This window comes from Azorhizobium sp. AG788 (assembly GCF_004364705.1).
In the GTDB taxonomy this organism is placed as follows: Bacteria; Pseudomonadota; Alphaproteobacteria; order Rhizobiales; family Xanthobacteraceae; genus Azorhizobium; species Azorhizobium caulinodans.
Genome location: NZ_SOBM01000005.1, coordinates 416,868 through 441,721 on the forward strand (window position 1 = coordinate 416,868; position 24,854 = coordinate 441,721).

Annotated in this window: 12 protein-coding genes and 2 pseudogenes; 8 read left to right on the plus strand and 6 right to left on the minus strand. The window is 67.7% G+C overall.

Annotated features, from left to right (window positions below; translation table 11 throughout):
• Positions 1-20 precede the first annotated feature (20 nt).
• The 3 genes from DFO45_RS15305 to DFO45_RS15315 are packed head-to-tail and all read right to left on the minus strand — an operon-like array spanning position 21 to position 3,696.
• The gene (locus DFO45_RS15305) at positions 21-1,190 is read right to left on the minus strand and encodes a PLP-dependent transferase (protein WP_133865546.1); all 1,170 of its coding nucleotides are present in this window, start codon (positions 1,188-1,190) and stop codon (positions 21-23) included.
• On the minus strand, positions 1,187-2,605 hold the full coding sequence (locus DFO45_RS15310; protein WP_133865547.1) for an MATE family efflux transporter: 1,419 nt from the start codon (positions 2,603-2,605) through the stop codon (positions 1,187-1,189). Before DFO45_RS15310 ends, DFO45_RS15305 begins: the two co-directional genes overlap by 4 nt.
• Complete coding sequence (locus DFO45_RS15315; RefSeq protein WP_133865548.1) at positions 2,602-3,696, minus strand: GNAT family N-acetyltransferase; 1,095 nt, start codon at positions 3,694-3,696, stop codon at positions 2,602-2,604. The genes DFO45_RS15310 and DFO45_RS15315 overlap by 4 nt, the downstream gene beginning before the upstream one ends.
• Before the next feature lie 171 nt (positions 3,697-3,867).
• On the opposite strand from DFO45_RS15315, the gene DFO45_RS15320 reads away from it, so the two are divergent.
• The 7 genes from DFO45_RS15320 to DFO45_RS25420 all read left to right on the plus strand — a co-directional run bounded on the left by DFO45_RS15320 (position 3,868) and on the right by DFO45_RS25420 (position 14,359).
• Entirely contained in the window at positions 3,868-4,074 is a 207-nt protein-coding gene (locus tag DFO45_RS15320) for an MbtH family NRPS accessory protein (protein ID WP_133865549.1), read from the plus strand.
• The gene (locus tag DFO45_RS15325; RefSeq protein ID WP_133865550.1) at positions 4,071-8,063 is read left to right on the plus strand and encodes a non-ribosomal peptide synthetase; all 3,993 of its coding nucleotides are present in this window, start codon (positions 4,071-4,073) and stop codon (positions 8,061-8,063) included. Before DFO45_RS15320 ends, DFO45_RS15325 begins: the two co-directional genes overlap by 4 nt.
• A gap of 109 nt (positions 8,064-8,172) precedes the next feature.
• The gene (locus DFO45_RS15330; protein WP_133865551.1) at positions 8,173-9,492 is read left to right on the plus strand and encodes a SidA/IucD/PvdA family monooxygenase; all 1,320 of its coding nucleotides are present in this window, start codon (positions 8,173-8,175) and stop codon (positions 9,490-9,492) included.
• Positions 9,485-10,420 carry an ABC transporter substrate-binding protein gene (locus DFO45_RS15335; RefSeq protein WP_245518113.1) on the plus strand — a complete coding sequence of 312 codons (936 nt, stop codon included), beginning with the start codon at positions 9,485-9,487 and terminating at the stop codon, positions 10,418-10,420. The genes DFO45_RS15330 and DFO45_RS15335 overlap by 8 nt, the downstream gene beginning before the upstream one ends.
• Entirely contained in the window at positions 10,413-12,419 is a 2,007-nt protein-coding gene (fhuB, locus tag DFO45_RS15340; RefSeq protein WP_133865552.1) for a Fe(3+)-hydroxamate ABC transporter permease FhuB, read from the plus strand. The genes DFO45_RS15335 and fhuB overlap by 8 nt, the downstream gene beginning before the upstream one ends.
• Before the next feature lie 2 nt (positions 12,420-12,421).
• Positions 12,422-13,276: an alpha/beta hydrolase-fold protein gene (locus tag DFO45_RS15345; protein ID WP_133865553.1), complete on the plus strand. Its 855-nt coding sequence runs from the start codon at positions 12,422-12,424 to the stop codon at positions 13,274-13,276.
• 951 nt (positions 13,277-14,227) lie between these two features.
• Positions 14,228-14,359: a hypothetical protein gene (locus DFO45_RS25420; protein WP_280960286.1), complete on the plus strand. Its 132-nt coding sequence runs from the start codon at positions 14,228-14,230 to the stop codon at positions 14,357-14,359.
• Positions 14,360-14,627: 268 nt separating this feature from the next.
• Here DFO45_RS25420 and DFO45_RS15360 read toward each other — a convergent pair.
• Positions 14,628-14,714 (minus strand): annotated as a pseudogene (locus tag DFO45_RS15360) (IS5/IS1182 family transposase); the annotation flags it as partial.
• Between the two features lies 1 nt (position 14,715).
• Here DFO45_RS15360 and DFO45_RS15365 point away from each other — a divergent pair.
• Positions 14,716-14,856, plus strand: a pseudogene (locus DFO45_RS15365) (DUF932 domain-containing protein); the annotation flags it as partial.
• A 134-nt stretch (positions 14,857-14,990) separates the two neighbouring features.
• Here the strand turns inward: DFO45_RS15365 and DFO45_RS15370 are convergent.
• Positions 14,991-16,013 carry a histidine kinase dimerization/phosphoacceptor domain -containing protein gene (locus tag DFO45_RS15370; RefSeq protein ID WP_133865555.1) on the minus strand — a complete coding sequence of 341 codons (1,023 nt, stop codon included), beginning with the start codon at positions 16,011-16,013 and terminating at the stop codon, positions 14,991-14,993.
• A 197-nt stretch (positions 16,014-16,210) separates the two neighbouring features.
• Positions 16,211-24,763, minus strand: coding sequence for a glucoamylase family protein (locus DFO45_RS15375; RefSeq protein ID WP_133865556.1), 8,553 nt, complete (start codon positions 24,761-24,763; stop codon positions 16,211-16,213).
• Positions 24,764-24,854: the final 91 nt, after the last annotated feature.

Sequence of the window (24,854 nt, forward strand, 5' to 3'; positions counted from 1 at the left end):
CGCCGCCAGCCGTGGGGCGATCAGCGACGCGCGCCATGGAGCGCCTGCTCGATATCGGCCCAGATCAGCGTCTCGTCCTCTACGCCGGCACTCAGCCGGATCAGGCGCGGGCTGATGCCGAACCGCGCGAAGCAATTGGCCTTGGCCAATTGCAGCGGGGCGAGGGCCGGCACGACGAGGCTTTCCGGCCCGCCCCAGCTGACGCCGATGCGCACCAGCCGCAAGGCATCGACAAAAGCCGGGACATCGATGGCCTCGCCAACCTCGAACGAGAACACGCCTGCGAAACCGCTGAGACTCGCGCGGCCGGGGTGATCGCTGAACGCCGGATGCCGGACCAGTTCCACGTCGGGATGCGCCCGCAGACGCTCGGCAAGGGCAAGGCCACTCGACATGTGACGCGCCATGCGCATGGGCAGGGTGTGCAGGCCGCGCAGCAGCAACCATGCCTCGAAGGGCGAAAGCTTGGCTCCCAGATAGGCATAGCTCGATGCGTTGATCCGGCCGACCAGTTCGGCCGAGCCCACGACCACACCGGCCACCGTGTCGCTATGACCTCCGAGATATTTGGAGGCCGCATGGACCACCAGATCGACACCATGGGCGATGGGGCGCTGGAAGAGCGGTGTCGCCCAGCTGTTGTCGATCACGCTCACGACGCCGTGCGTTCGGGCCACCCGCGCGAGGCGGGCGATGTCCTGAAGCTCGAACGCCAGCGAGGTGGGGCTCTCGAGATAGAGCAGCTTGGCACCGGGCAGCACGGCCTCGACCGCCTCCGCATCCGTGCCGTCCACATAGTCCACCACGACGCCGAAGCGCGAGAGCATCAGCTCGAACAGACGATAGGCATCGCTGTAGACGTTGCGCACGGTGACGATGCGGTCGCCGGCCGAAACAAGCGCGAGCACGGTGGCGCTGATGGCCCCCATGCCGCTGGAGAAGGCCCGTCCCGCTTCCGCGCCCTCAAGCTCGGCCACCGCCCGCTCGAACGCCATCACCGTCGGATTGTCGCCCCGCGAATAGATCAGCTGATGCGAGCGCCCGGCATAGACCGCAGCCATGTCGGCATAGGTGTCGAAGGTGAACAGCGAGGTCTGGAAGATCGGCGGCACCGCCGCCGCCAGCAGATTGACCTCGCGGCTCCAGCCCCCCTGAGCCGGCAGGGCCTCGTGATCGAGCGGCTTGTTCATGCGGAACCTCCAGCGCCTTCAGCGGCCAGTGACGGGGATGACTTTCGCGACCGGGCGGGCGGGAGGCGCCGCACTTCGCGCAGGAGAAGGGCGGCGGACACCAGGGCGGTGAGGCCCATGGCCAGCGGCGGCGCCGCGAGCACGCCGTCCATGCCCCACAAAGCCGCGCCGCCATAAAGCAGCGGCAGCAGCAGATACCCCTGCGGGGCCAGCGAGATGACGGCCGCAAGACGCGCCCGCTCCATGGCCTGGAGGAGGATCACCAGAACCTGATGCAGACCGGTCAGCGCGAACCCGACGTGGAAGAGAATGAGCCCGCGTCTCGCGACGTCGGCCACGCGCGCATCGGCGGTGAAGAGGCTCACGAGCGGGGCCGACCACAGCATCATGGACACGGCATAGACAAGCGTGAAGCCGAGCGCGACCCGCGCCATGAAGAGCGTGGCCGCCCGCAGGCGGATCCGATCGCCCGCTCCGGCAGCGAAGCTGAGCACCGGCTGTGCCCCGAGGCAGAAGCCGATCACCGGCAAGAGGCCGAGCGTGAGCAGACGGAAGGCGATGCTGACCCCCGCCACCGCCTCATCGCCGCCATGGATCCCGGCCATGGCGTACACCACAGCGAAGGCCAGAGCGGACAGCGCGCTGCTCAGCCCGGCAGGCACGCCCACCGCGAGGATCGGGCGCAGCAGCCGCGTCCTGAAGCCCAACCTGCCGACGCCGAGGCGCACCCGGCCCCAGCGGCGGCCGAAATAGAGACCGTAGGCCGCGAGAGCGGCCAGCTGGGACAGAATGGTGGCGAGTGCCGCACCTTCGACGCCGAGGCCGAAGCCGAAGATGAGCAGCGGATCGAGCACGATATTGAGTGCGAACGCGCCGAGCAGCGTCCACATGCTGAACCGGCTGTTGCCTTCCGCGATGGCGATGAAGTCGCATGCGATCTGCGCCAGAAGCAGAGGGCACGAGACGGCCAGCAGCCGGAGATAGGTTGCTGCGATGGGCGCGAGGTCCGGCCCCGGACTGAAGAGCGCCAGCACGCCGCCGGCGCCCCAGAACAGTCCGATGCCGGCCGCGCCCCCCAACAGCACGCACAGGGCGAGCGTCGCGCTCGCGGCGCGGCCGGCGTCGAGCGCGTCCCCCGCTCCCAGCAGGCGCCCGATGCTGGCAGCACCGCCGATGCCGAGCCCATGGCCGATGGCGGCCACGAGGGCGAAGATCGGCACAGCGATGCTGACCGCCGCCAGCGCCTGCCCGCTCAGCAGGCCGACGAACGCCGCATTGGCGACGTGATGCAGGGCCGTGATCGACAGCCCCGCCACCGAAGGAACGGCGAGGCGGACGATGAGACGCTCAAGGCGCGGATCGGCAAGATCGAGGGGCGCGGCGAAGCGCACGCCATCCTCGCCCGTTCCGCTCATGCCGGTACGGCCTGGGCCGCCGCCGGCAGCACCGGCTGGGCGGTGGCATCGAAATCCGGCTGCCAGAGGCGGTCGCCGAAGAAGCGCTCCCGTAGCAGCATCACGAGCAGGGCCCGCTTGTGGGAAAAATCCACGTGCTTGACCTTGGCGAAGCCGGAGCGGTCGAGATTGCGGATCTGCTGCGCATGGGTCGCCCGCGGCTCGCCGACGATGCGCTGGGTGCGCGGATCGTCGAGGAACATGAAATGCATCAGCGAGGGCAGCCAGGCGCTGATGTAGGCCTTGCCGCGAAACGCCTCCTCGCCCACGAGAACGTGCCAGCCCCGGTCGTAGTCCTGAGCCTCGTAATGCGGCCCGAGGCGGTTCTCCCTGGCCCAGTAGAGCTCGAAATAGCCGAACGGCACGCCGCCGAAACTGCCGATCACCGGAACGACGTGGGGATCGGCGCGGCGCTCCTCCAGATAAGCCCGGTGCTGCGCGAGATCGCCGGTTTCCTCCCAGATCTCCGCAACCCGCGGATCATTCATCCAGCGATGGAAGGCTGGAAGATGCCGCTCCGGATCGGCGGTTTCGAAGGTGATCGACTGACCGAGCCAGGGGATGAAGCGGGCGTAGAGTAGCCCGTCCCGCATGGGAGGGCGCCGCGGATGGCGGATGCCGTTCTCCGTCACCAGACGCTGGGGGAATACGCCGCCCGATCCGGGCAGCCATAGTGCAGACATCTGCCAGAGCAGGTCCGGCTCGATGCGTGGCAGGCCATCCACGAGTTGCGCCGGACCGTGGGTGATCAGGCCCGCCACGGCCGCCGGCGCGAGGTCCGGCGCCAGAGCCACATGGGTGAGTTCGGGGAAGCTGCCGAAAAGGGCTTCACACGCGGCCAGCAGCAGCATGTCGGCGCGTGGATCCAGGAGCGCGCCCGTGAGCAATGCGCCGCCACCCTGCCGCTGCCATCCAAGGGAGACCGAGGCATCGCCCGCCGCAATCCGCACGGACTGCGCTCCGACATGCACCTCCACCGGACGGCCCGAGGCCGCAAGGGCGACGAAAGGCCGACGCTGGCCGGTCAATGTGACGAGTTCCGCTATGGTCATGCAATCACCTGTCCCCGACGGCCGCGCCTGATGCGACCTCTAGGACAGGACGTACGAGCCCCGCGACGATTTAGCCCCCGCGGATCGAGCCGGCGTTTTTTTGGATCCCGCGCCTAAATGCGGCGGGGCCCCGTTCGTCTTAGCCAACAGGGCCGCAGCGGGGAGAGCACGATGAGGCACGACAAGCCAGGCAAGGACGAGACGCACGCGGTCGTGCGGGACCGGGAGGGACGCCATGCCCTCTGGCCGGTCTGGCGGCCCGTTCCCACCGGATGGCAGGCCGTCGCCGTCACCGGAAGCGCCGCACATTGCCTCGCCTACGTGGAGGCCACATGGGCGGATCTGCGCCCCAGCTCCGACCGGGAGGCCGCGCGATGACGCACGCCGATGCCGCCGTGGAGACACAGGATCACGAACTCAACGGCTATGATCTGACCCCGTCCCAGCGTCGCGTCTGGTCGCTGGAGCAGATCGGCAACAGCGCCGTCGCTGGGCGTCCGCTGCTGGAGCTCGGCCTCTCCGGGCCGCTGGATGTCACGACGCTTCGAACCGCGCTCGACCGGCTTGCACTCCGCCATCCCGCCCTGCGTCTGCGGTTCCGCGTACATCCCGGAGGGCGCGTACTCCAGTTGCCCGACAATGCGGCAGCGCTGCCGCTGTCCGTCTGCGACCTCTCCGCTCAGACCGGCGGCGATACGGCGCACGCGTATCAGCGGATACGGAACGAGCTTGCCGTTCCAGACATCGAGAGCGGGGTGCCCGCGGGGGCGGCGCTGGTTCGCCTTTCGGCGCACGAGGCCCGTCTGTTGATCGTGCTGCACCCGATCATCTGTGATAGCGCCTCGCTCGACATTCTCGCCGACAGTTTCGCCCTGCTCTACGCGGATGCGGAGGCAGGTTCAGCCGGCTTGTCGCTGGCCGGGGCGCCGCTGGCCTGGCTGGAGAGGCCCGAGGCCAGCGCGGAGGCTCTGTCGCGGTGGGAAACCCGCCTTGCGGACGACCACGCCGACGCGACGCTCCCCCTCGCTTGGCGACGCGAGACACGGGTGGATGGCGCGCGCAGCGCGCAGCTCCTGACGCTGGGCACGGCCGAGGCGGACGCCGCCCGCGCGGCAGCCGCGGCCTGCGGCACATCGCTTGCGCTGTTTCTGTCTGCCGCATTCGGCGTCCTGTTGACCCGCTACAGCGGACAGGCCCGGCTGAAGTACGGCGTCGCGCTAGACGCCCCCCTCGGCGGCGAACGGCGGGAGATCGGCCGCGTGGCCGACGTGCTGCCGCTGCTGCTCGACCTCTCCTCCGGCCTCTCGTTCAAGGACGCCCTCGGTCGCGTGGCGGAGGCGTTGGAGGCGGCGCGCAGCCATTACGTGCCGTTCGAGACGCTGGCCCAGACCTTCTGGGTCAACAACGAGGATAACGGGCGCGGCTTCCTGCCCAGCGTGCACATGCACCGGCCCTTGCCGCCGGCCGTCGTCACCACGCCCGGCGGACTGAGGATCACCGCCATCGCCCAGCCTCCTTTGCCGCTGGATGCCGATTTCCTCTTCATCTCCCGCGATCTTCCGGACGGCGGCATCGAACTCGTGCTGGATCATCCGCGGGGGCAGTTCGACCCGCGCCTCGTCGGCCGCGCGCTGACCCATCTGGCGCGGATCATCGGTGCGGCATCTGCCGGCCCTGAAAAAAGCCTCAGGGACATCCAACTCGTCTCGCCGGCCGAGCTTGAGGCGCTGTCCCGGCCCTATCCCGATGGTGCCCGGGATGATCCCCGGCCGGTCCATGCGCTGATTGCCGGGCACGTCCCGCGGGCGCCGGACACACCGGCCGTCTTTTTCGGCGACGCGGTGTGGACCCGCGCGGCACTTGATCACTACGCCAACCGGATCGCCAATATGCTGCTCGCCGCCGGAGCCCGGCGCGAGAGCTGCGTGGCGGTCGCCCTGCGGCGGTCGCCTGAAGCCATCGGCGCCATCCTCGGCGTTCTCAAGGCGGGCGCAGCCTTCATTCCCGTCGAGCCGGACCACCCCGCCCAGCGCAACGACCATATTCTCGCCGATGCCGGTGTGGCCGTGATCCTGACCACGCGCGCGCTGCGCGCCAAGCTGCGCCCCGCGCAGGGCACGACGGTCATAGAACTCGACGCCATGAATCTTGCCGAGGTGCCCGACAGCGACCCGCTGGCGACCATCTCCGACCGGCAGCTGGCCTATGTGATCTACACCTCCGGCTCCACGGGCAAGCCCAAGGGCGTGGCGGTGGAACACGGACCGCTGACCCGGCACCTGCAGGCGACCGCGCGGGTCTATGAGATGGACGAGACGTCACGGGAGCTGCCCTTCCTGCCCTTCTCGTCCGACGGCGGGCACGAGCGCTGGATGGTGCCGCTCATGCTCGGCGGCAGCATCGTCCTGCCCGACAAGCCGCTCTGGACGCCCGAGGAAACCTTCGCCGCCATGCGCCGCCATGGCGTCAACAATGCCAGCTTTCCCACCACCTATGTCCAGCAGTTGGCCGAATGGGCCGAAGCGACCGGAGAGGCCCCGCCGGTGCGGCTCTATTCCTTCGGCGGCGAAGGCATGGCGCAGGCCACCTTCGACCTCTTCTCCCGCGCCCTGAAGGCGCAGACGCTGATCAACGGCTATGGTCCGACAGAGACCATCATGACGCCGATGGTGTGGAAAGTCCGGTCCGGCACCTCCTTCGAAGGCATGTACGCCCCCATCGGTCGGGCGGTCGGGCTCCGGCGCATCTACGTGCTCGATCCCGATCTCAACCCGGTGCCGATCGGGGTTACGGGGGAACTCTATATCGGCGGCGACGGCGTTGCCCGCGGCTATGTGAACCGGCCCGGCGCCACCGCAGAGCGCTTCATTCCCGATCCCTTCGGCGCGGACGGTGGGCGGCTTTACGCCTCGGGCGATCTGGCCCGCTGGCGCGAGGACGGAACGGTCGAATTCGTCGGCCGCGTGGACCATCAGGTCAAGCTGCGCGGATACCGCATCGAACCCGGCGAGATCGAGGCCGCCCTGCGCACCCTGCCGGGTGTCAGTGAATGCGCGGTCGTGTTGCGCCACGACGCCGGCCAGCCGGCGCTCGTGGCCTATGCGGTCCCGGCCCGCGGTGCCCGCCTCGACGGAGCGGAGGTGCGCCGCGCCCTCGCCGGGCTCCTGCCCGAGCATATGGTGCCCTCCGCCGTCGTGGTGCTGGAGAAGATGCCGCTCAACGCCAACAGCAAGCTCGATCGCGCCGCCCTGCCGGCGCCGGGCTTCGCGCTGCTGGAAGTGGTTCCGCCCTCCACGCCACTGGAGGCGGACATCTGCGCCATGTGGTGCGACACGCTGGGGCTGCCTGAGGTCGGGGTCACGCAGAATTTCTTCGAGATGGGCGGCAACTCCATGGCCGCACTGCGCATCCTCGGCCGTATCCGGAAGCTCAAGCCGGAGGCGGACGTCGCCATCGCGGACCTCTTCAACCACCAGACCATCCGCGACCTGGCAACCGCCATCGAGCGCGGCCCGCGCCCGGGTGGCGGACAGCTCATCCACCTGCGCAGCACCGGCCGGCGGCCGATGCTCTATTGCTTCCCCGGACTGCTGGTGAGCACCCGCGAATATGTGAAGCTGGTGGACCACCTCGGGCCGGACCAGCCCGCCACCGGTTTCATCTGTTACTCGCTGGCCGAGGACAAGGGCCGCGAAGCCTCCGTCACGGAGATCACCGCCCGCTATGCGGAACTGGTGCGGACCCACTCGAAGGGCGAGCCCTGCTTTTTCCTTGGCTGGTCCTGGGGTGGCCTGCTCGCCTACGAGGCGGCGCGGATGCTCGGCAGCGACATCGACCTGAAGCTGATCGGCATGATCGACGTCTGCGACATGGACACGGACTTTGCCATTGGCGCCATTCCCCGCTTCGCGCCCGGCGAACGCGAGGCGCTCGCGGCACGGGTCGAGGCCTGGCTCGCGCGCACAGCGATGGCTGCGCGCTGGCGCGACCTGATCGGCGCCATGGATGCGCTCGCCTACGACCAGTTCCTGCGTTTCGTCGGCAACAGTCCGGAAGGACTGCCGGAGGACGGGCCGGACATCGGCAGCCGCGAGCACACGTTCTGGGTGCTGATCGACAACGCGCTGATCTTCCGTCGCCACAAGATGCTGCCCCATGACTGCCCCATCCAGCCCTGGGCGGCGGCGGATTCGCTCAATCGCGGCCTCAACCTCATCGACTGGCGCCAGCTCTCACGCCGCGCCGCCCCGGCGGAGATCATCGAGGGCACGACCCACCTCCACATCATCGGCGCGCCGGCCTTCCATGCCCGGTTCGCCCGCAAGCTCGACGAAGCCATGACAGGCTTCGAACAGGCGGCCGAATGAACGGCCGATCACCGTCGCAGACGCCGCGCATCCCGAGGCGCGGACTTGAGGAAGCCCGCCGCAGCTCGTGCGAACCCGAGGGCCAGCGGCATCATGGAGCCTGGAAGCGATGACAGACCCTATTCTCGACCTCGCCGGAATCGGCATCGGCCCGTTCAACCTCAGCCTTGCCGCGCAGCTGGACGGCCTGCCGGACATGAACGCGCGCTTCTTCGAGCAGCGGCCAGCCTTCTCCTGGCATCCCGGCATGATGCTGCCCGGTGCCGAACTCCAGACGTCCTGTCTGAAGGATCTCGTCACCGCCACCAATCCGACCAGCCCCTGGTCTTTCATGGCCTATCTGGTGGCGCACAAGCGCTTCTATGACTTCATGAACGCCGAGTTCGACGCCCTGCCCCGGCAGGAATTCGCCAACTATCTCGCCTGGGCCGCCAACGGCATCGAGAGCCTGCGCTTCGGCAAGCCTGTGCGGGCCCTGGACTTCAGCCAGGGCCAGTTCGTGCTCGGTTTCGATGATGGCGAGGTGGCAGCGCGCAACGTCTGCCTGGGCATCGGACTCGTGCCGGACCTACCGGCGTTCGCCATGCCGCTCGCCGGCGACACCTGCTTCCACGCCTCTGCCGCGACGGCGCGCCTCACACTGCTCAACGCGGGCCGTGTCGCCGTGGTGGGCGGCGGCCAGAGTGGTGCGGAGGTGTTTCTTTCGCTGCTTTCGCAGGTCGGAACCGCGAGCGAGGTGTCGTGGATCAGCCGGCGGCCCAATTTCGAGCCGCTGGACGCCACGCCCTTCACCAACGAGCTGTTCACGCCGGGCTATGTGACGGACTTCCATGGCATCGGGGAGGACGCGCGCAATGCCAGCCTGGCCCGGCAGAAGCTCGCGAGCGACGGAGCATCGGCCTCGACGCTGAAGGCCATCTACCAGCGGCTCTATGCCCTGCGGCATCTGGGCGAGGGTGCTCTCAACCCCACGCTGATGCCCGGCCGCGAAGTGATCCAGATGGAGCGCCAGCGTGGCGAATATCGCCTGGTCATGCGCAACGGTTTCGATGGCGGCATCGAAATCGTGCATGCGGACGCAGTGGTGCTCGCGACTGGCTATGGCTTCCGCGTGCCCGAATTCCTTGCGCCGCTGCGCGACCGGATCGCCTTCGACCGCAAGGGGTTGTTCCAGGTCAATCCGGACTTCTCCCTCACCTGGGATGGGCCGCGCCAGAATCGCATCTTCGCCCTGAACGCCAGTCGCCACAGCCACGGCATCGCCGAACCCCAGCTCAGCCTCATGGCGTGGCGCAGTTCCGTGGTGGCGAACGCGCTGTCCGGGCGGCCGCATTTCGACCTTGACCTGCCGGAACCGGTGGTTTCGTGGACCAGCACCGGCGCGCCGCGGCAGCGGGCATCGGGTCTTCCGCGCACAGCCGATGCCTGAGCAGCCTTCCGCAGGAACGCGACGGAACATCGGCCGCCGCACCATTCTCACGCTTATGCGGGGTGGCCTTCTGGCCGCCCCGTTCGGCGTTTCAGCCGTCCCGGCCCCTGCCGATGCCACGCCGGCTCTGCGCCGGCTGGTCGCGCTGGACTATGGGCTGGCGGAGACGCTGCTGTTGCTCGGTCTCCCGCCCGTCGGGCTGGTGGGTGCTCAGGACTGGCGCCGATGGGTCGGCGAGCCAGCGCTGCCGGCCGGCGTGGTCAATCTGGGCAGCAGCCGCGAGCCCAATCTGGAACTGCTTCAGCAGCTCGCTCCTGACGCGATCCTGTCCACGCCCTACCTCGCGGGGATCACACACCGACTGGAGCGCATTGCCCCGGTACTGTCCTTTCCCATGTACGTTCCGGACGGCCAACCGCTGGCGCTGGCGACGGAGGCGCTTTCGCGGCTCGCCGCTCTGACCGGCCGCGTCAGCCAGGGTATGGCGGCACTCGCGGCGGTGGAACAGGATTTCGCCTCCGCCCGCAGCCGCCTTTCGGGCACCGACCGGCGCCCGCTGCTTATGGTGAGCCTCATGGACAGCCGCCATGTGCGCATCTATGGCGCCAACAGCCTGTTCGGCGCGGTGCTGACGCGGCTCGACGTCGCCAACGCCTACGCCGGCCCAACCAATTTCTGGGGCTTCACCACGCTCGGCATCGAGAGCCTGCCACCGCTTGCGGATGCGCGCCTCATCTTTTTCGATCCGGTTCCACCCGGCACGCTGGCGGCGCTCGCCGCGAACCCGCTCTGGACCCGCCTGCCCTATGTGCAGGCCGGGCGCGTGAGCCGGCTGCCGCCGGTGCTGATGTTCGGCGCACTGCCCTCAGCAACGCGGTTCGCCCGCCTCCTCGCCGACGCCCTGACGGGGGCCCCCTCCCATGGCTAACGCCACGGTCCGGCCCGCACATGGCATCGAGGTGCGCCCCTGGATGGTGGCTGGCGGCCTCCTGCTTGTTGCCACCGTACTTTCGCTGCAAAAGATCAGCGCTGCGCTACCGCCAGGACTTTGGGCGCGGGCCTTTTTCGCCCCTGACGCGAGCGACGGGCAGCAACTGGTCATTCATTACAGTCTGCTGCCGCGCATTTTGGCCGCCATTCTGGCAGGGGCCGCGCTTGCATTGGCCGGGGCGGTCTTCCAGCAGGTCCTGCGCAACCCGCTGGCCTCCCCCACCACGCTGGGCGTCTCCGCCGGGGCGAAACTCGCTCTGGCGCTCGCCACATTATGGGCGCCCGGTCTTTTCACCTTCGGGCGGGAATGGGTGGCCCTGGCCGGCGGCGCCTTCGCCGTTTCCCTGGTGTTTGCCCTGAGCTGGCACAAGGGTCTGTCGCCGCTCGCGGTGGTCCTCGCCGGTCTGGTGCTCGGGCTCTATTGCGGCTCGGTTTCCGCCGCCCTGATCCTGTTCAGGGAACATTACCTCACCGGCCTGTTCATCTGGGGCAGCGGCTCGCTGAGCCAGCAGGGCTGGGACGTCGTTTCCGCCCTCGCCCTCCAATGTGCGGTCACGGCCGCGCTCATCGCCCTGATGATCCGGCCGCTTACGCTGCTGTCGCTGGAGGAGGCTGGTGCAGCAAGCCTCGGCGTCTCGCTTCAAGGCACGCGGCTGATGGCTCTGGGTCTCGCCGTCGCGCTGACCGGCTTCGTGGTCAGCGGCATCGGCGTCATCGGCTTCATCGGCCTCATCTCCCCCGCGCTCGCCCGCCTGTCGGGCGCGCGGCGGCTGCGCGACCAGTTTGCCTGGGCGCCGGCCATCGGGGCCGGCCTGCTGTGGACCACCGATCAACTGGTGCTGCGTACAGGCGGCCTAACCGGCGGCCTCATCCCCACCGGCGCCGTCACGGCCCTGTTCGGTTCGCCTCTGCTGCTCTGGCTGCTGCCGCGCCTGCGCAACCCGACGCCGCCGACACGTCACGAGCCCATCCACGCGGTGGCACGCAGCCGGTCCCAGATGCTACGCCTGCTGGCACTCGGCCTCGCGCTTGCGGGCGCCCTCGTGTTGTCGCTGCTGCTCGGACGTACACCGGACGGCGAATGGGCACTGGCGCGCGGCGACGAGCTTTCCGCCCTGATGCCATGGCGTGCGCCGCGCGCGGTGGCGGCCCTCATAGCAGGGGCCATGCTCGCGGTCGCCGGGGCCATTCTCCAGCGTATGACGCGCAATCCCATGGCCAGCCCCGAAGTGCTGGGCGTGGGTGCGGGCGCCGCCCTCGGCCTCATCGTCGTGCTCTTCACCCTCACCTCGGCCGGACGCGGTGTGCAGGTCGCGGCCGCCTGCACGGGCGCTTTCTCGGTGCTGTTCCTCATTCTTGTGGTGGGCCGTCGCTCCGGCTTCACGCCGGAGCGCGTCCTGCTGGCGGGCATCGCCATCGGCGCGCTATTCGACGCGCTGGTGGGGGCGCTCACCGCCAGCGGGGATCCGCGCGGGCTGCTGCTGCTGAACTGGATGACCGGCTCTACCTATCAGGTGGATGAGCTCCAGGCCGCCTGGTGCGTGGCCGGGGCCGTGATCCTGCTGGCAATGGCGCCCTTGTGCGGGCGTTGGCTCGACATGATGCCGCTCGGCGACGCTCCGGGTCAGGCGCTCGGCCTCGATCTCGGACGCGTGCGCCTGACACTGCTGGCATTGGCGGCCGGGCTCACCGCCATCGCCACGCTGGTGGTGGGGCCGCTCACCTTCGTGGGCCTCATGGCACCCCATCTCGCCACCCGCATCGGACTGCGCCGCGCCCTGCCCCAGCTTGGGGGTGCAGCGCTCGTGGGTGCCCTCCTCATGCTCGTGGCCGACTGGCTCGGCCGCATGATCGCCTTCCCCTGGCAGATGCCGGCCGGGCTCATCGCCACGCTGATCGGCGGTCCGGCCCTGATTTGGCTGCTCGCACGCAAATGACCATGACCGAAAACGCCCCTTCCATTCCTGAAACCATCGTCTTCGACCTCGCGCCCAAGGCCGGAGGACCGCCCTATCGCATTTTCCTGCGCGTTCCGCCCGGCGCGGCGCCGGAGGCGGGCTGGCCCGCGCTCTATCTGCTGGACGGCAATGCGGTGATCGGCACCGCCGTCGAGGCTATCCGCGTGCAGGCCGACTACCCCACCGGCACCGGCATCCGGCAGGCAGCCATCGTCGCCATCGGCTACCCGACAGACGCCGCCTATGACAGCGTGCGCCGCTCCTGGGACATGGGCCCGCCACCGGGCAAGACCTATCCACCGCATACACCTGGCGGCCCGGACGTGCGCACAGGCGGCGCCGATGATTTCCTTACTTTCATCGAGGAAGAGCTGAAGCCCGAGATCTCCCGGCGCACTCCCCTCGATCGCGCACGGCAGGCCCTGTTCGGCCATTCCTTCGGCGGCCTGTTCGTGCTGCACGCTCTGTTCACGAGACCCGACGCCTTTGCCTGCTGGATCGCCATCAGCCCAGCCATCTGGTGGGAGGATGCCGTTGTGCTGAGATCGGAGACGCACTTCAGTGGCGGCACGGGCACGCGCGTGCTGCTGGCCGCGGCGGAGTATGAGCAGGCGCTGGCTCCGTTCCACGAGCGCCTTGACGACAGGGAGCAGCGGCGGGCGCGCTATGCCGCCAACCGCGTGGTGGACAATGCCCGCGAGATGGCCGACCGCCTCGGACAGCGGCCGCAAATCGAGCCCGAGTTCGTCCTGTTCGAAGGTGAGACGCATATGTCCGTCCTGCCGGTGGCGGTCAACCGGGCCATCCGTTTCGCCTTCGGTCCCGACGCGCCATGAGGGTGCCGGAATTGCTGAACGGCCTTCAGCAGGGTGAAGTGCACGTCTGGACGACAGACCTGTCGCCGCACGCAAGCCTTGCTGCGCGTGCTTTTCTGCCCGAGCATGAACGCATGCGTGCCGAACGTTTCTTGCTGCCCCATGTGCAGGCACAATATGTCGGCTCGCGAATGCTGCTGCGCCGCGCACTCTCCGCCTATGCAGGGGGGCAGCCCGTTCATTGGCTTTTCGGAGCCGAGCCTGCCGGACGGCCCTTGGCCCTGAACCTGCCCGCGGAGAGACATCTCTTGAGGTTCAGTCTTTCGCACAGCGCAGACCTAGCCGTTTGCGCGCTGGCTTGGGGCGGTGAACTGGGGATCGACGTTGAAACGGCGGCGCCAGAAGGGGCCGAAGGCGACTGCGAGGACGCATTCACCCAGCGGGAACGAGCGAATCTGCAACGGGATCGCCGGTGTTCTCGTCCTTCGCGCTTCCTGGATTATTGGACAATAAAGGAAGCTCTTCTGAAAGCTCACGGATCAGGACTGGCAGGCGGCATGAACCGGGTCGAAGTGACGTTCCCGGTGGAGAGGGGTCTAGGGGTACGGTTCGATGGTGCTGAGTTAGACGCGAGCAAGTGGCAGATCTGGCTCCAGGAGCCCACCGGTGGTGGACGTTGCGCTATTGTCCGCAGAAGTGTGGACGGAGCCGGTCCACTTCCCCATCTCTACAGCATGAATTCTGACAATGGTTCGGCATGTACCACGTGGCGTCTTATCTCAACGGGGGCCGGGGCGGCCCGACCCGAGATATGACCATGAGAGGGGGGCAAAAGGGGCGCAAGCCAATGCCATTGGCATCCTCGCGTGGCGGCCGGACGACCAAGATCAACGCCCTGGTCGACAACCTCGCGCGGCCCCCCGCCTCGTCCTGACGCCCGACAACACGTCCGACGTCAAGGGTGTGGACCTGATGATCGGCGAAACCATCGGCATGAAGGGGGTCATCGCTGATCTTGGACACCACGCAAACCGCATTAGGGCTAACCTGCGCGAGCAGGGCACTATCCCTGTCACCCTGGCCGCCGCCACCGCAAGCGCCTGATCCAATATGACGAGCGCCGCTACAAGGACCGCTGGCCGGTCGAAGCCAGTTTTGCCGCATCAAGGATTTCCGCCCGCATCGCCACCCGATACCACAAGCTCGCCCGCAACTTCCTGGCGGCCGTAAGTCTCGCCGCCGTTGTGACCTTCTGGCTCTAAACGAGTCCGAACCTTAGACATAAAGTCGCAAGTTCGTGGCCATGGCGTACTGTGGAGGGGAATTGGCGGAATTTGGCGCACCCGGCACGATTCGATAGGGTCCAGACACATAACCAACAGCTGACGGTCGCGGCGACACGGACGGCCACGAGGAAGTTGACGGCGTTGCGGTCGTATCGTGTGGCGATGCTTCGGAAGTATGGCCGGATCTATAATCACGAGTTGGTCGAGGCGGTGCAGCGTATCGCCGGCAACGGCCCCGGCGATACGCGCTGGAAGGCGACGAGCGCGCTCGACAGGTCGATGGGAACCTACAATCCGCGCGTCGACACCACGCGGCGTGTGAAGGACCTGACTAACGCGGACATGAACAAAGCCCTCAAAGACATCGTGGCCGGCACAACCCGAGCCACGCTCAAGACGAAGAACCTACGCTGCAAGGCCATCGTGCAGTTCGACATCCGCTAAATCATTCAGGCGTCGTCTGCGTGGCGGATCGTGATCACGGCACCAGGATGAGCATCACTCACGGTGAGAGTCGCGTTCAGATTTCGGGTCAGCGCCTCCACGATCCGGGAGCCAAGACCCGCCTTGGGTGCATCCGTCCCGATCGGCAGGCCGATGCCGTCATCGGACACCGACAGGGTCCAATTCTTGCCCGACGAACGGTAGTCGATCCCGATCCGGCCCTTTGCCTGATCGGGAAAGGCATGCTTCAGCGCATTGATGACGAGCTCCGTGACGATCAGCCCCAAGCTGACGGAACTGGCCGCCTCGACGACACTGTCATCCGCCGACACGACGATCGACAACCGATCCGGATCGGCAATCATTGAGGCGCCGAGGCTCTCGCACAGCTGGGTAAAATAGTGCCGAAGCTCAACTTGCCCTGTGTCCGAGGCGGCGAGGTGCCTCTGAACCGCCGCGATGGACATGACGCGGGAATGGGCGTTCTGGAGGTGCCCGCGCGCTTCCTCCGACTGAACCTGCCGGGCGCTCTGCATGAGTACGCTCGCAATGATCTGGAGGCTGTTTGCCACCCGATGCTGGATTTCCTGCAGCAGGATCGCTTTCTCCCGCACGAGGTCTTCGCGCTGCCGCGTCTCGGCGCGTGCGTCGGTCACGTCGCTCACAGCCATGAGCAGACGGGTTCGTTCCATGTCCCCATCTTCCAGCCGGCGTGCATTGATCACGAGGCGCCGTGAGCTCTGTCCCGGCCGCACAAGGTCCATTTCATAGGCATCAATGCCGGAGCCTCCTGCCGCCACAACCTTGAGAAGCGAAGCCAGCGTGGGCAGGCCCCACTCCCCTTGCCCCAGCTGGCTCAGCCGGCGACCCGGGACCGTCCCCGGCTCGATCTGGAAGGTGCGGCAGAAGGACGTGCTGGCGGCAATGAGCGTCTGGTCTGCGTTCAGGAACAAGAGCGGCTCGTTTGACGAGACCACAACCGCAATGGTGCTCGCGGCCTCGAAATGGGCGGTCGGTTCCTGTGTCACAGCCTATGCTTTCATGCGCCGAAAACGCGCGGGGCGTGTCATCGCTCGGCGGCGCCGGCCCCGTTCACAGCTCGGGGTGACGCTGGTCTGAACCTTAGCACATCGGCAGATATGCCTCCGGTTATTTGGAGACAGCGCAACGTACGCGCATTGCTTGGGTTGGTGCACAGGCTGCCGGGCGTGAGCATCGGATCTGGTCATCGCGTCCCCTGCCATATGAGAAGCTCGTGCAACCGGCCATCGAGGGCAATGCGCACCGGCCCTTCCGGCAAGGCCCCGTGCTGTCCGTCCAGCACCTGGGCCGGTGCCCCGTCCCGCTCCGCCGGTCCCGATCGCACCTCGATGCGGCACACAGTCCCGTCCAGGCGCACCGTGGCGGAAAAGCCCGGCCAAGTGGCGGGAATACACGGCTCCACCAAAAGCCACTCACCCTGCCGCCTCAAGCCGAGCAGGCCCTCGATCCCGGCCCGCTGCATCCAGCCGGCCGAACCGGTGTACCAGGACCAGCCGCCTCGGCCCACATGGGGCGCCACCGAATAGACGTCGGCAGCGACCACATAGGGCTCGACCTTGTAGCGCCGCGCCTCCTCAGGGGTGCGGGCGTGAGTGATCGGATTGAGCAGCGAGAACAGCCCGTGCGCCCGGTCGCCCGCCCCCAGCTTTGCGAAGGCCAGAACCGCCCACATGGCGGCGTGGGTATATTGCCCGCCATTCTCGCGCAGGCCCGGCGGGTAGCCCTTGATATAGCCGGGATCGAGCGGCGTCCGGTCGAAGGGCGGCGTGAACAGGGGGGCGATCCCGTCCTCCACACGGACCAGGTGGCGCTGGAGGGAGGCCATGGCGACCTCGGCCCGCGACCCATCCGCTGCGCCGGAGAGAACGGCCCAGGATTGCGCGATGGAATCGATGCGGCATTCCGCGTTGAGTTTCGAGCCCAGCCATGTGCCGTCGTCGAAGGTGGCGCGGCGATACCATTCGCCATCCCAGGCCGAGCTCTCGATGGACCTGCAAACCGACTGCGCATGGGCCCGCCAGCGGCTTGCGCGCTCGGGATCGCGCGCCTCAGCCAAAGGCGCGAACAACTCGATGGTTCGGATGAGCAGCCAGCCGAGCCATACGCTCTCGCCATTTCCACCCTCGCCGACACGGTTCATGCCGTCATTCCAGTCGCCGGTCCCCATGAGCGGCATCCCCAGCGCGCCTGTGCGCGCCACCGCGCGATCGAGGGCCCGCGCGCAGTGCTCGAACAGGGTTCCCCGCTCCTCGGAGGGCATGGGCAGGAAGAAGGCGTCGTGCTGGCCCGGTTGCAATGCCGGCCCCTCGAGAAAAGGAATAACCTCGTCCAGAATCGAGGCGTCCGCTGTGGACTCGATATAGGTCGCGGTGGCGAACGCCAGCCACACGACGTCGTCGGAGATGGAGGTGCGGACGCCCTGCCCCGATTGGGGCAACCACCAATGCTGGACGTCGCCTTCCACGAACTGCCGCCCGGCAGCGCGCACGATGTGGGCGCGGGTCTCCTTGGGTTGGGCGAACGTCAGGGCCATGCCGTCCTGCAACTGGTCGCGGAAGCCATAGGCGCCGCTGGCCTGATAGAAGCCGGAGCGCGCGGTGATGCGGCAGGCGAGGGTCTGATACAGCAGCCAGCCATTCAGCATGATGTCCATGGCCCGGTCCGGCGTCTTCACCTTGACGGCCCCGAGCACCTGCGTCCAATGCGCCGTCACAGCGGCGAGCGGCGCGTCGAGGTCGGCCTGACGATAGGCTGCGATCAATGCGCGGGTCTGCTCAAGGGACGCGCCTTGCCCCAGCAACACCACCACCTCGACGCTTTCCCCGATGCCGAGTTCCACGACCGTCTGAAGCGCCGCGCACGGGTCGAGGCCCGCGCCGGTGATGCCGGACAGGGGCCGGCTGCCCGCCAAAGCGAGTGGTGAGGCGAGATCGCCCCCACGGCCCAGAAACTCCGTGCGATCGGCCGTCCAGGCGGTCTGCCGCCCGCACAGATCGACGAAGGCGACACGGGAGCCGAAGGCGGTGCTCCATCGGTTGCGCGCAAACATCGCCCCGCTGTGCGGATCGATCTCGGTGAGGATGAACGGGGCGGACGCCCCGCGCGACGTGCCGAGGACCCAATCCACATAGGCGGTGACCGAGAGCCGCCGCGGCCGGCCGGAAAGGTTTGTGAGCGTCAGGCGGGAAATCTTGATGGGATCGTCCAGCGGTACGAACTGGAGCAGGTCGAGGTCGATGCCGCTCACCTCATGGGAAAAGCGGCTATAGCCGAAGCCGTGCCGGGCCACATAGGTCCCCGCGTCACGCAGCGGCTGCGCCGTGGGGCTCCATAGCTCGCCCGTGGCCTCGTCGCGGACATAGAAGGCCTCGCCGGGCGGATCCATGACCGCATCGTTCGACCACTGGGTCAACTGGTTCTCGCGGCTGTTGCCCGCCCAGCAGAAGCCGCAGCCCTCGGCTGAAACCTGGAAGCCGAAGCCCGCATTGGCGATCACGTTGATCCAGGGTGCCGGGGTTGTGTCGCCTTTGGAAAGGACGGTTACATATTCCCGCCCGTCCTTGTCGAAGCCGCCCAGCCCGTTGAAATACTCAAGCGCCGGCGGCGGGCGTTTCGCTTTCGACTGCGCCGGCGCGGGGCGGGCCGGCCAGTGCGGCAGCGGCGCTCCGGATGCGTGGCCCATCCGGGCCAACTGGCCGGCCAGCGGACCGCCCCGGGCCAGCATCACCACGCGTGCGGCTGATTGAAGAAGGTGACGTGACTCCGTGCTCATGAGATCGGCGCGCAGCACATAGACGCCCCCGACGACCTGCGCTTCGCCCAACTGCGAGCGCGACTCCTGGGTCCGTACCGCCGTCTCGATGGCAATCTGCAGATCCTGCACATAGGAGGCCGCGCGCTCGTTGATGATCACGACGTCGACGGCCAGGCGCTTCATCCGCCAGTATTCGCGGGCGCGCAGCAATTGCCGGACCTGGGCGATATCCTCAATTTCATCAATGCGCATGAGCACGATCGGCAGGTCGCCGGAGATGGCGTGCTGCCAGAGGCCGGATTGTGGCCCGGCACCGCGCACGATGATATCGGAGGCGGGCCTGAACCGGCGATCCATACAAAGCAGCGGCGCGGCGAGGCGCTGGAAATCGGCAGCCTCCGCCAGTTCCACGTCGATGTGGCGTAGCTGTACCTGTGCCTGCGTCCAGGCCAGCGTGCGGGCGCGGTCGAAGGCATTGCGGTCGTGATGGGTGTCGATGAGATCCATCAGTTCATCGCGCGTAGATGCCACTACAGTCCAGAAGGCGATGCGTGCGCTCCGGCCCGGTGCGATGCGCACGCTCTGGCGCAGCGAGAAGATGGGATCGAGCACCGTGCCGACCGTCTCGGAGAGCGGCGTACCATCCGTGATGGCGCGGGCCGTCGCAACGGTGCGACCACGGCCAATGAAGCGGGCGCGGTCGGTCTCGTACTGCGGGGCGCCAGCGCTCTCGCCTTCCACCACCATGAAGTGCGCCGCCCAGATGCGCGGTTCTCCCGGAGCGCGAGGACGCCGTGTCGCGACGAGGGCGCTGAATTCCGGCAGGTGCTCGGTCTGAACGAACATCTTGGCGAAGGCGGGGTGGGCCGTGTCGATGGCGGGCGTCGTGAGGACCAGCTCGGCATAGGAGGTCAGCTCGATCTCCCGCGCGCGCCGACCGGTATTGGTTAGGCAAACCCGCCGCACCTCGCCATTGTGCTCACCGGAGACGATCACATCCATGGTGGTGGTGAGGCCGGCATCCTGGCGGATAAACTCGGCATGGTCCTCGCCGAACAGGACATCTCCATGCGCGTCATCGCCACCCTGCGGTTGGCTGGTGGGGGACCATAAGGTGCCGCGCCTCAGGTCCCGCAGGAAGATGAAGGATCCCCTGTCATCGCGGGTGGTGTCCTCTTGCCAGCGTGTCACCGCAATGTCGCGCCAGTGACTGTAGCCGCCGCCGGCTGCTGTCAGCATGACGGTATAGCTTCCGTTCGACAGCAGATGCGTTACCGGCGGACCTGACAAGGGCAATGTCAGGTGGCGCACGGTGGTTGAGTCGTCCCGGGCCACCACCGCGGCGGCACGGACCTCCTCTGCGCGCGGGCGGGCTATGAAGACGTCGCGCGGTGAACGTTCCTGGAGGAGCAGTTCGCTGGCGCGGATCATGGGCTCGCGGTGAAAACGGTTGCGCATCTCGCCATCCCGCAGCGTGTTGGCGGCGGCGACAATGGTCATGCCCTGGTGGTGGGCCATGAAGCTGCGGACGATCGCCACTTCCTCGCCATCCGGCACCCGTGCGCGCGTGAAATCGAGGGCTTCATAGAAGCCATGGCGCCCGCACGCCCCCATCCGGGCGAGGTGGTCAAAGTTTCGCACGGCAAGCCCGGGCGACACCATGGCGGCCAGGCCCGTGGCATAGGGCGCCACGACAATGTTCTCGGACAGGCCGCGCTTGAGGCCGAGCCCAGGGACGCCGAAATTGCCATATTGGTAAGTGAATTCAATGTCCCGCGCATTGTAGGCGGATTCGGACATTCCCCACGGAACGCCAAGGAACCGGCCATAGGCCTGCTGCCGCTCCACCACCAGGCGGTTGGTCTGTTCGAGCAGGCTGCCGCTCGGGGCCCGCATCACCAGCGAGGGCATGAGATATTCAAACATCGACCCCGACCAGGAGATCAAGGCGGACGCATTGCCCAGCGGCGTGGCGAGGCGCCCGAGCCGGAACCAATGGCGTGTCGGCGCATCCCCCTTGGCGATGGCGAACAAGCTAGCGAGCCGGGCCTCGGAGGCCAGCAGGTCATAGCAACTCGGATCGAGGCCATTCTCGGTCAGCGCATAGCCGATGGACAGCAGCTTGCGCTCGGGATCCAGCAGGAAGGCGAAGTCCATCTCCAGCGCCATGGCGCGTGCGGCGGCAGCGAGCGCGGTGAGCCGCGCAGATGTGCCACTGCTCCCGTCCGGGGTGCGCAGGCGAAGACGGTCCTGGTCATGGCTGCTGACGGCCCGGCCGATGGCCTCGATCCAGAAAGCCACGTCCGCCGCCGGGTCCTCCCCCGTCGCCGGCGCGAGCTGAAGCGCCAGCCGGGCCGCCTTGTCCACCAAGCGCTTCAGCACCGGTGTCATCACCTCGGCCGCCTGCAAGCCGGTCAGTTGCCCATGGATCTCGGACAGCGCCTCCTCCACGGCCCGGGCGGATGGGCTGCCCGCGCTCGGCAACGCGGCGCATGCCGCGCAAGCAAGCGCGTGGGCATCGGCAATGCCCTGCAAGGCATCGGGGGCCAGCGGTGTCTGGGTCCATTCCTCGCAGGCATTGGCCAGCGTGATGAGGTGTCCGGCAAGATTGCCGCTGTCCACCGACGACACATAGTCGGGTGGCAGGGGCGCCAGATCCCGGGTGCCGTACCAGTTGAAGAAGTGTCCCCGGAAGCGGGGCAGCTTCTTCAAGGTGGCGAAAGTGGCTTCCAGCCGTTCGAGGGTCTCGACTGTCCCGGCCCATCCGAAATCCCGCGCAGCGACCGCCGAAAGCAGATAGAGGCCGATATTGGTGGGCGAGGTCCGATGCGCGAGGACGGGCCGTGGCACTTCCTGGAAATTGTCAGGGGGCAGCATGTTGTCGTCGGGCGTGACGAACGTCTCGAAATAGCGCCAGGTGCGACGGGCGATCAGCCGCAAGGCCATGGCATCGGACGGGTCGATGGCGACGCGGACGGGCACGCTGGGCGAGCGACTGACCGCGAGGGCCACGGCGGGCGCAGCGAGCCAGAGCAGCGCGAGAGGCAGGATCAGCGGCCACGTGCCCGGCGCCAGCAGCAGCGCGCCCGCCGCCGCGAACGCCACGAGCCCCATGCCCCCGGCCATTTGCCGCCCGAAGCCAGAAAGGGTCAGGCGCGGCCCCGCCGAGGATGTCGCCGCCGTGGTCCATTCCAGCAGATGACGACGCGTCACAAACAGCCGCACGAGTGTGCGAACCGCTGCATCTCCTGCGGACCACGCCTGGTCCGCCAGGAAGGCGAGGGACAAAAGAGTCTGGGAGGCGGCGAGCCTGAGGTCGTCCAGCACCTGGAGAAAGTGGCTGCGCACGCGCAAGCCGGGGCGGCGCGGCATGAAGTTGAAGAGAACCGGCAGGAGGGCGGGCACCGCAAGGGCGAAAACCAGGAGCGCGGTGCCGGTGAGCGCGGCCGGCAGGGGAAACAGCCAGCACAGCCAAAGCGCAAGGAACGTGAACGGAGCGAGCAGCGCGCGGCGCAGATTGTCGAGCATCTTCCAGCGGCCGACCGGCATCACGACGCTCGGCACCGTGCGCCCGCCGATCAGCCAGGGCAGAAGCTGCCAGTCGCCGCGCATCCAACGGTGCTGCCGACGGGCAACCACATCGTAGCGGGACGGGAATTCCTCCACGACCTCCACGTCCGAGGCCAATCCTGCTCGGGCGAACATGCCCTCGAACAGGTCGTGGCTGAGCAGCGTGTTGTCCGGAATGCGCCCAGCCAGCGACGCCTCGAAGGCGTCCACCTCATAGATGCCCTTGCCGGTATAGGAGCCTTCGCCGAAGAGGTCCTGATAGACGTCGGAGACGGCCGCCGCATAAGGGTCCATGCCACCGCCACCGGAGATGACCCGCTGGTAGAAAGACCCCTCGCGGCCAATGGGCAAGGAGGGGGTCACGCGCGGCTGGAGAATGCCGTAGCCCCCCGTCACCCGCTGCGCGGCCGGGTCGAAGATCGGCCGGTTGAGGGGATGCGCCATCTTGCCGATGAGCCGCAGCGCCGCATCCCGCGGCAGCCGTGTATCGGCGTCGAGCGTGATCACGTAGCGCACATCCGCCGGCACCCAGGGAGCACGACCGGCGATGGCCATGAACGAGGTATCCTGCGCGCCGCGCAGCAGGCGGTTCAATTCATGCAGCTTGCCGCGCTTGCGCTCCCATCCCATCCATTTGCTTTCGCCCGGATTGAAGCGGCGATGCCTGTGCAGCAGGAGAAAGCGGTCGCCGGCCGGGCCGGGGCCATGGCGCTCGTTCAGACGCGCGATCGCCTGCGCCGCCTGGTCCAGCAGCGGGGCATCGGATGGCAGGATCTCCTTGTCGGCATCCGGGAAATCCGCCAGCAGGGTAAAGGTGAGGTCGCCAGCGGCGCCTGAAAGATAGTGGACTTCAAGCTGCTCGATCTGCTCTTCCAGGTCCGCCGCATGGGTCAGCAGGGTCGGCACCGCCACCAGCGTGCGCTGGGAGGCTGGAACACCGTCCGCCAGCTCAAGCCCCGGCAGGCTGGCGCAGCCGAACAGCAACGCCACGCCCCGGTTCACCAACGCCGTCGCCACCTCGCTGGCCGGAAGCAGGCCCACAATCCCGAAGACGGCGAGCCAGATACCGGAGAGGCCAGCCGCGGAAACCGCCCAGAGCACCAGGGCCAGAAGACCCAGCGTCACGGCCAGGATGGTCTCCACATAGCCGATGATGCCCAGGCGGATGCTCAGGCGCGTGAGCCGAACCTTGGCCGGCGGTCGAAAGCCGATGGTGTGCTCAAATGCGGTGCGGCCATGCCCGATCAGATAGTAGCCGGGGTCGCCGGCCGGCTCGCCCCCGCCCTCCTCTGCGCCACGGGAGGCGGCGGCAGCGTCCAGCGCCAGCCCGGCGACTTCCAGTTCTGACACGGGTGAATTGCGGGCGAGTTGCTCGATTGCCCCCCGGTAGAGATCGCGCGTGGGAAAATCCATCGCCGCATAGGGACTGCGGGCGCTGAGTCGGCTGTCGACGAGGCTCACGCTCTCAAACAGGTCGGCCCAATCGATGTCGGAGATCAGGCGCATGCTGGTGATGACGTTGCGCACGCTCACATTGGAAGCGCCGAGCCGCTGCTGAGCGTGCTGAACGACGCTCTCCATCGAGGCGCCTTGTGCGGCCAGCCGGGACTCCAGCCAGGCGAGGCCGGGGGTGGTGCGCGGATCCTGGTCGCGCAGCCGCTTGGAGAGCTGCGCGGCGAACACCTCGTCCAACGGCTCCGATGAGCGCGTGAGGAAATCCGCGTCAAGCGCCACGGTGGCGTCGCCGGCAGCAAGCAGCTGATTGGCCAGAAGATCAGCCTCGCGCCGCCATTGGCGGCCGGCGGTGATCTGGTCCGCAAGCCGCCGCAGGTTCTCCACCAGCACGATGCGAAGGCTGATGGCCACGGCCCACAATTCGCCAATGGTCAGGGGCTCAACTTGTTGATAGGCCACAAGAAAGCGTCGCAGCATCTCCGGGTCGAAATAACTGTCCGTATGCGCCACATAGGCCCAGGCGAGGCCGATCACACGGGGATAGCCCGCCAGAGGGCCGCCCGCGAGCTTGGGCAATTGCCGGTAGTAGCCGATCGGCAGGTCGTCGCGGATTTCCCGGACCTGCTCCTCCACCAGATGATAATTGTCCAGCAGCCATTCCGCAGCAGGCACGATCGGGCGCCCGCCTTCCGCATCCCCCGCCGTTTTGCGATACGCGGAGAGGAGAACGGCGACATTTTCTTTCAGGCGCCCGTTCAGGTGCGGCACCTTGGGCGGGCGGGATGTGACAGGCTGAGCGGCCGCCAGACTGCGCGCATGCTGCTCCAGGCGCTCGGCGCCGAACAACTCCTCGCGGATCGGCCGCTGATCCGCCCAGAGCGGATGTTTCGGGTTCAGGCCGATGGCTGCGGACAGGAAATGAAGCGGATTTGAAAAGCGTTCGGCGCGCGCGGTCATTCCCGAAGGCCAGCCTGGAGCGACAGGGCCGCCCCCGCAGGCCGAAGAAGGGTGACCGTGGCCCGAATGCGTTCAATGCTCATTCCACCAC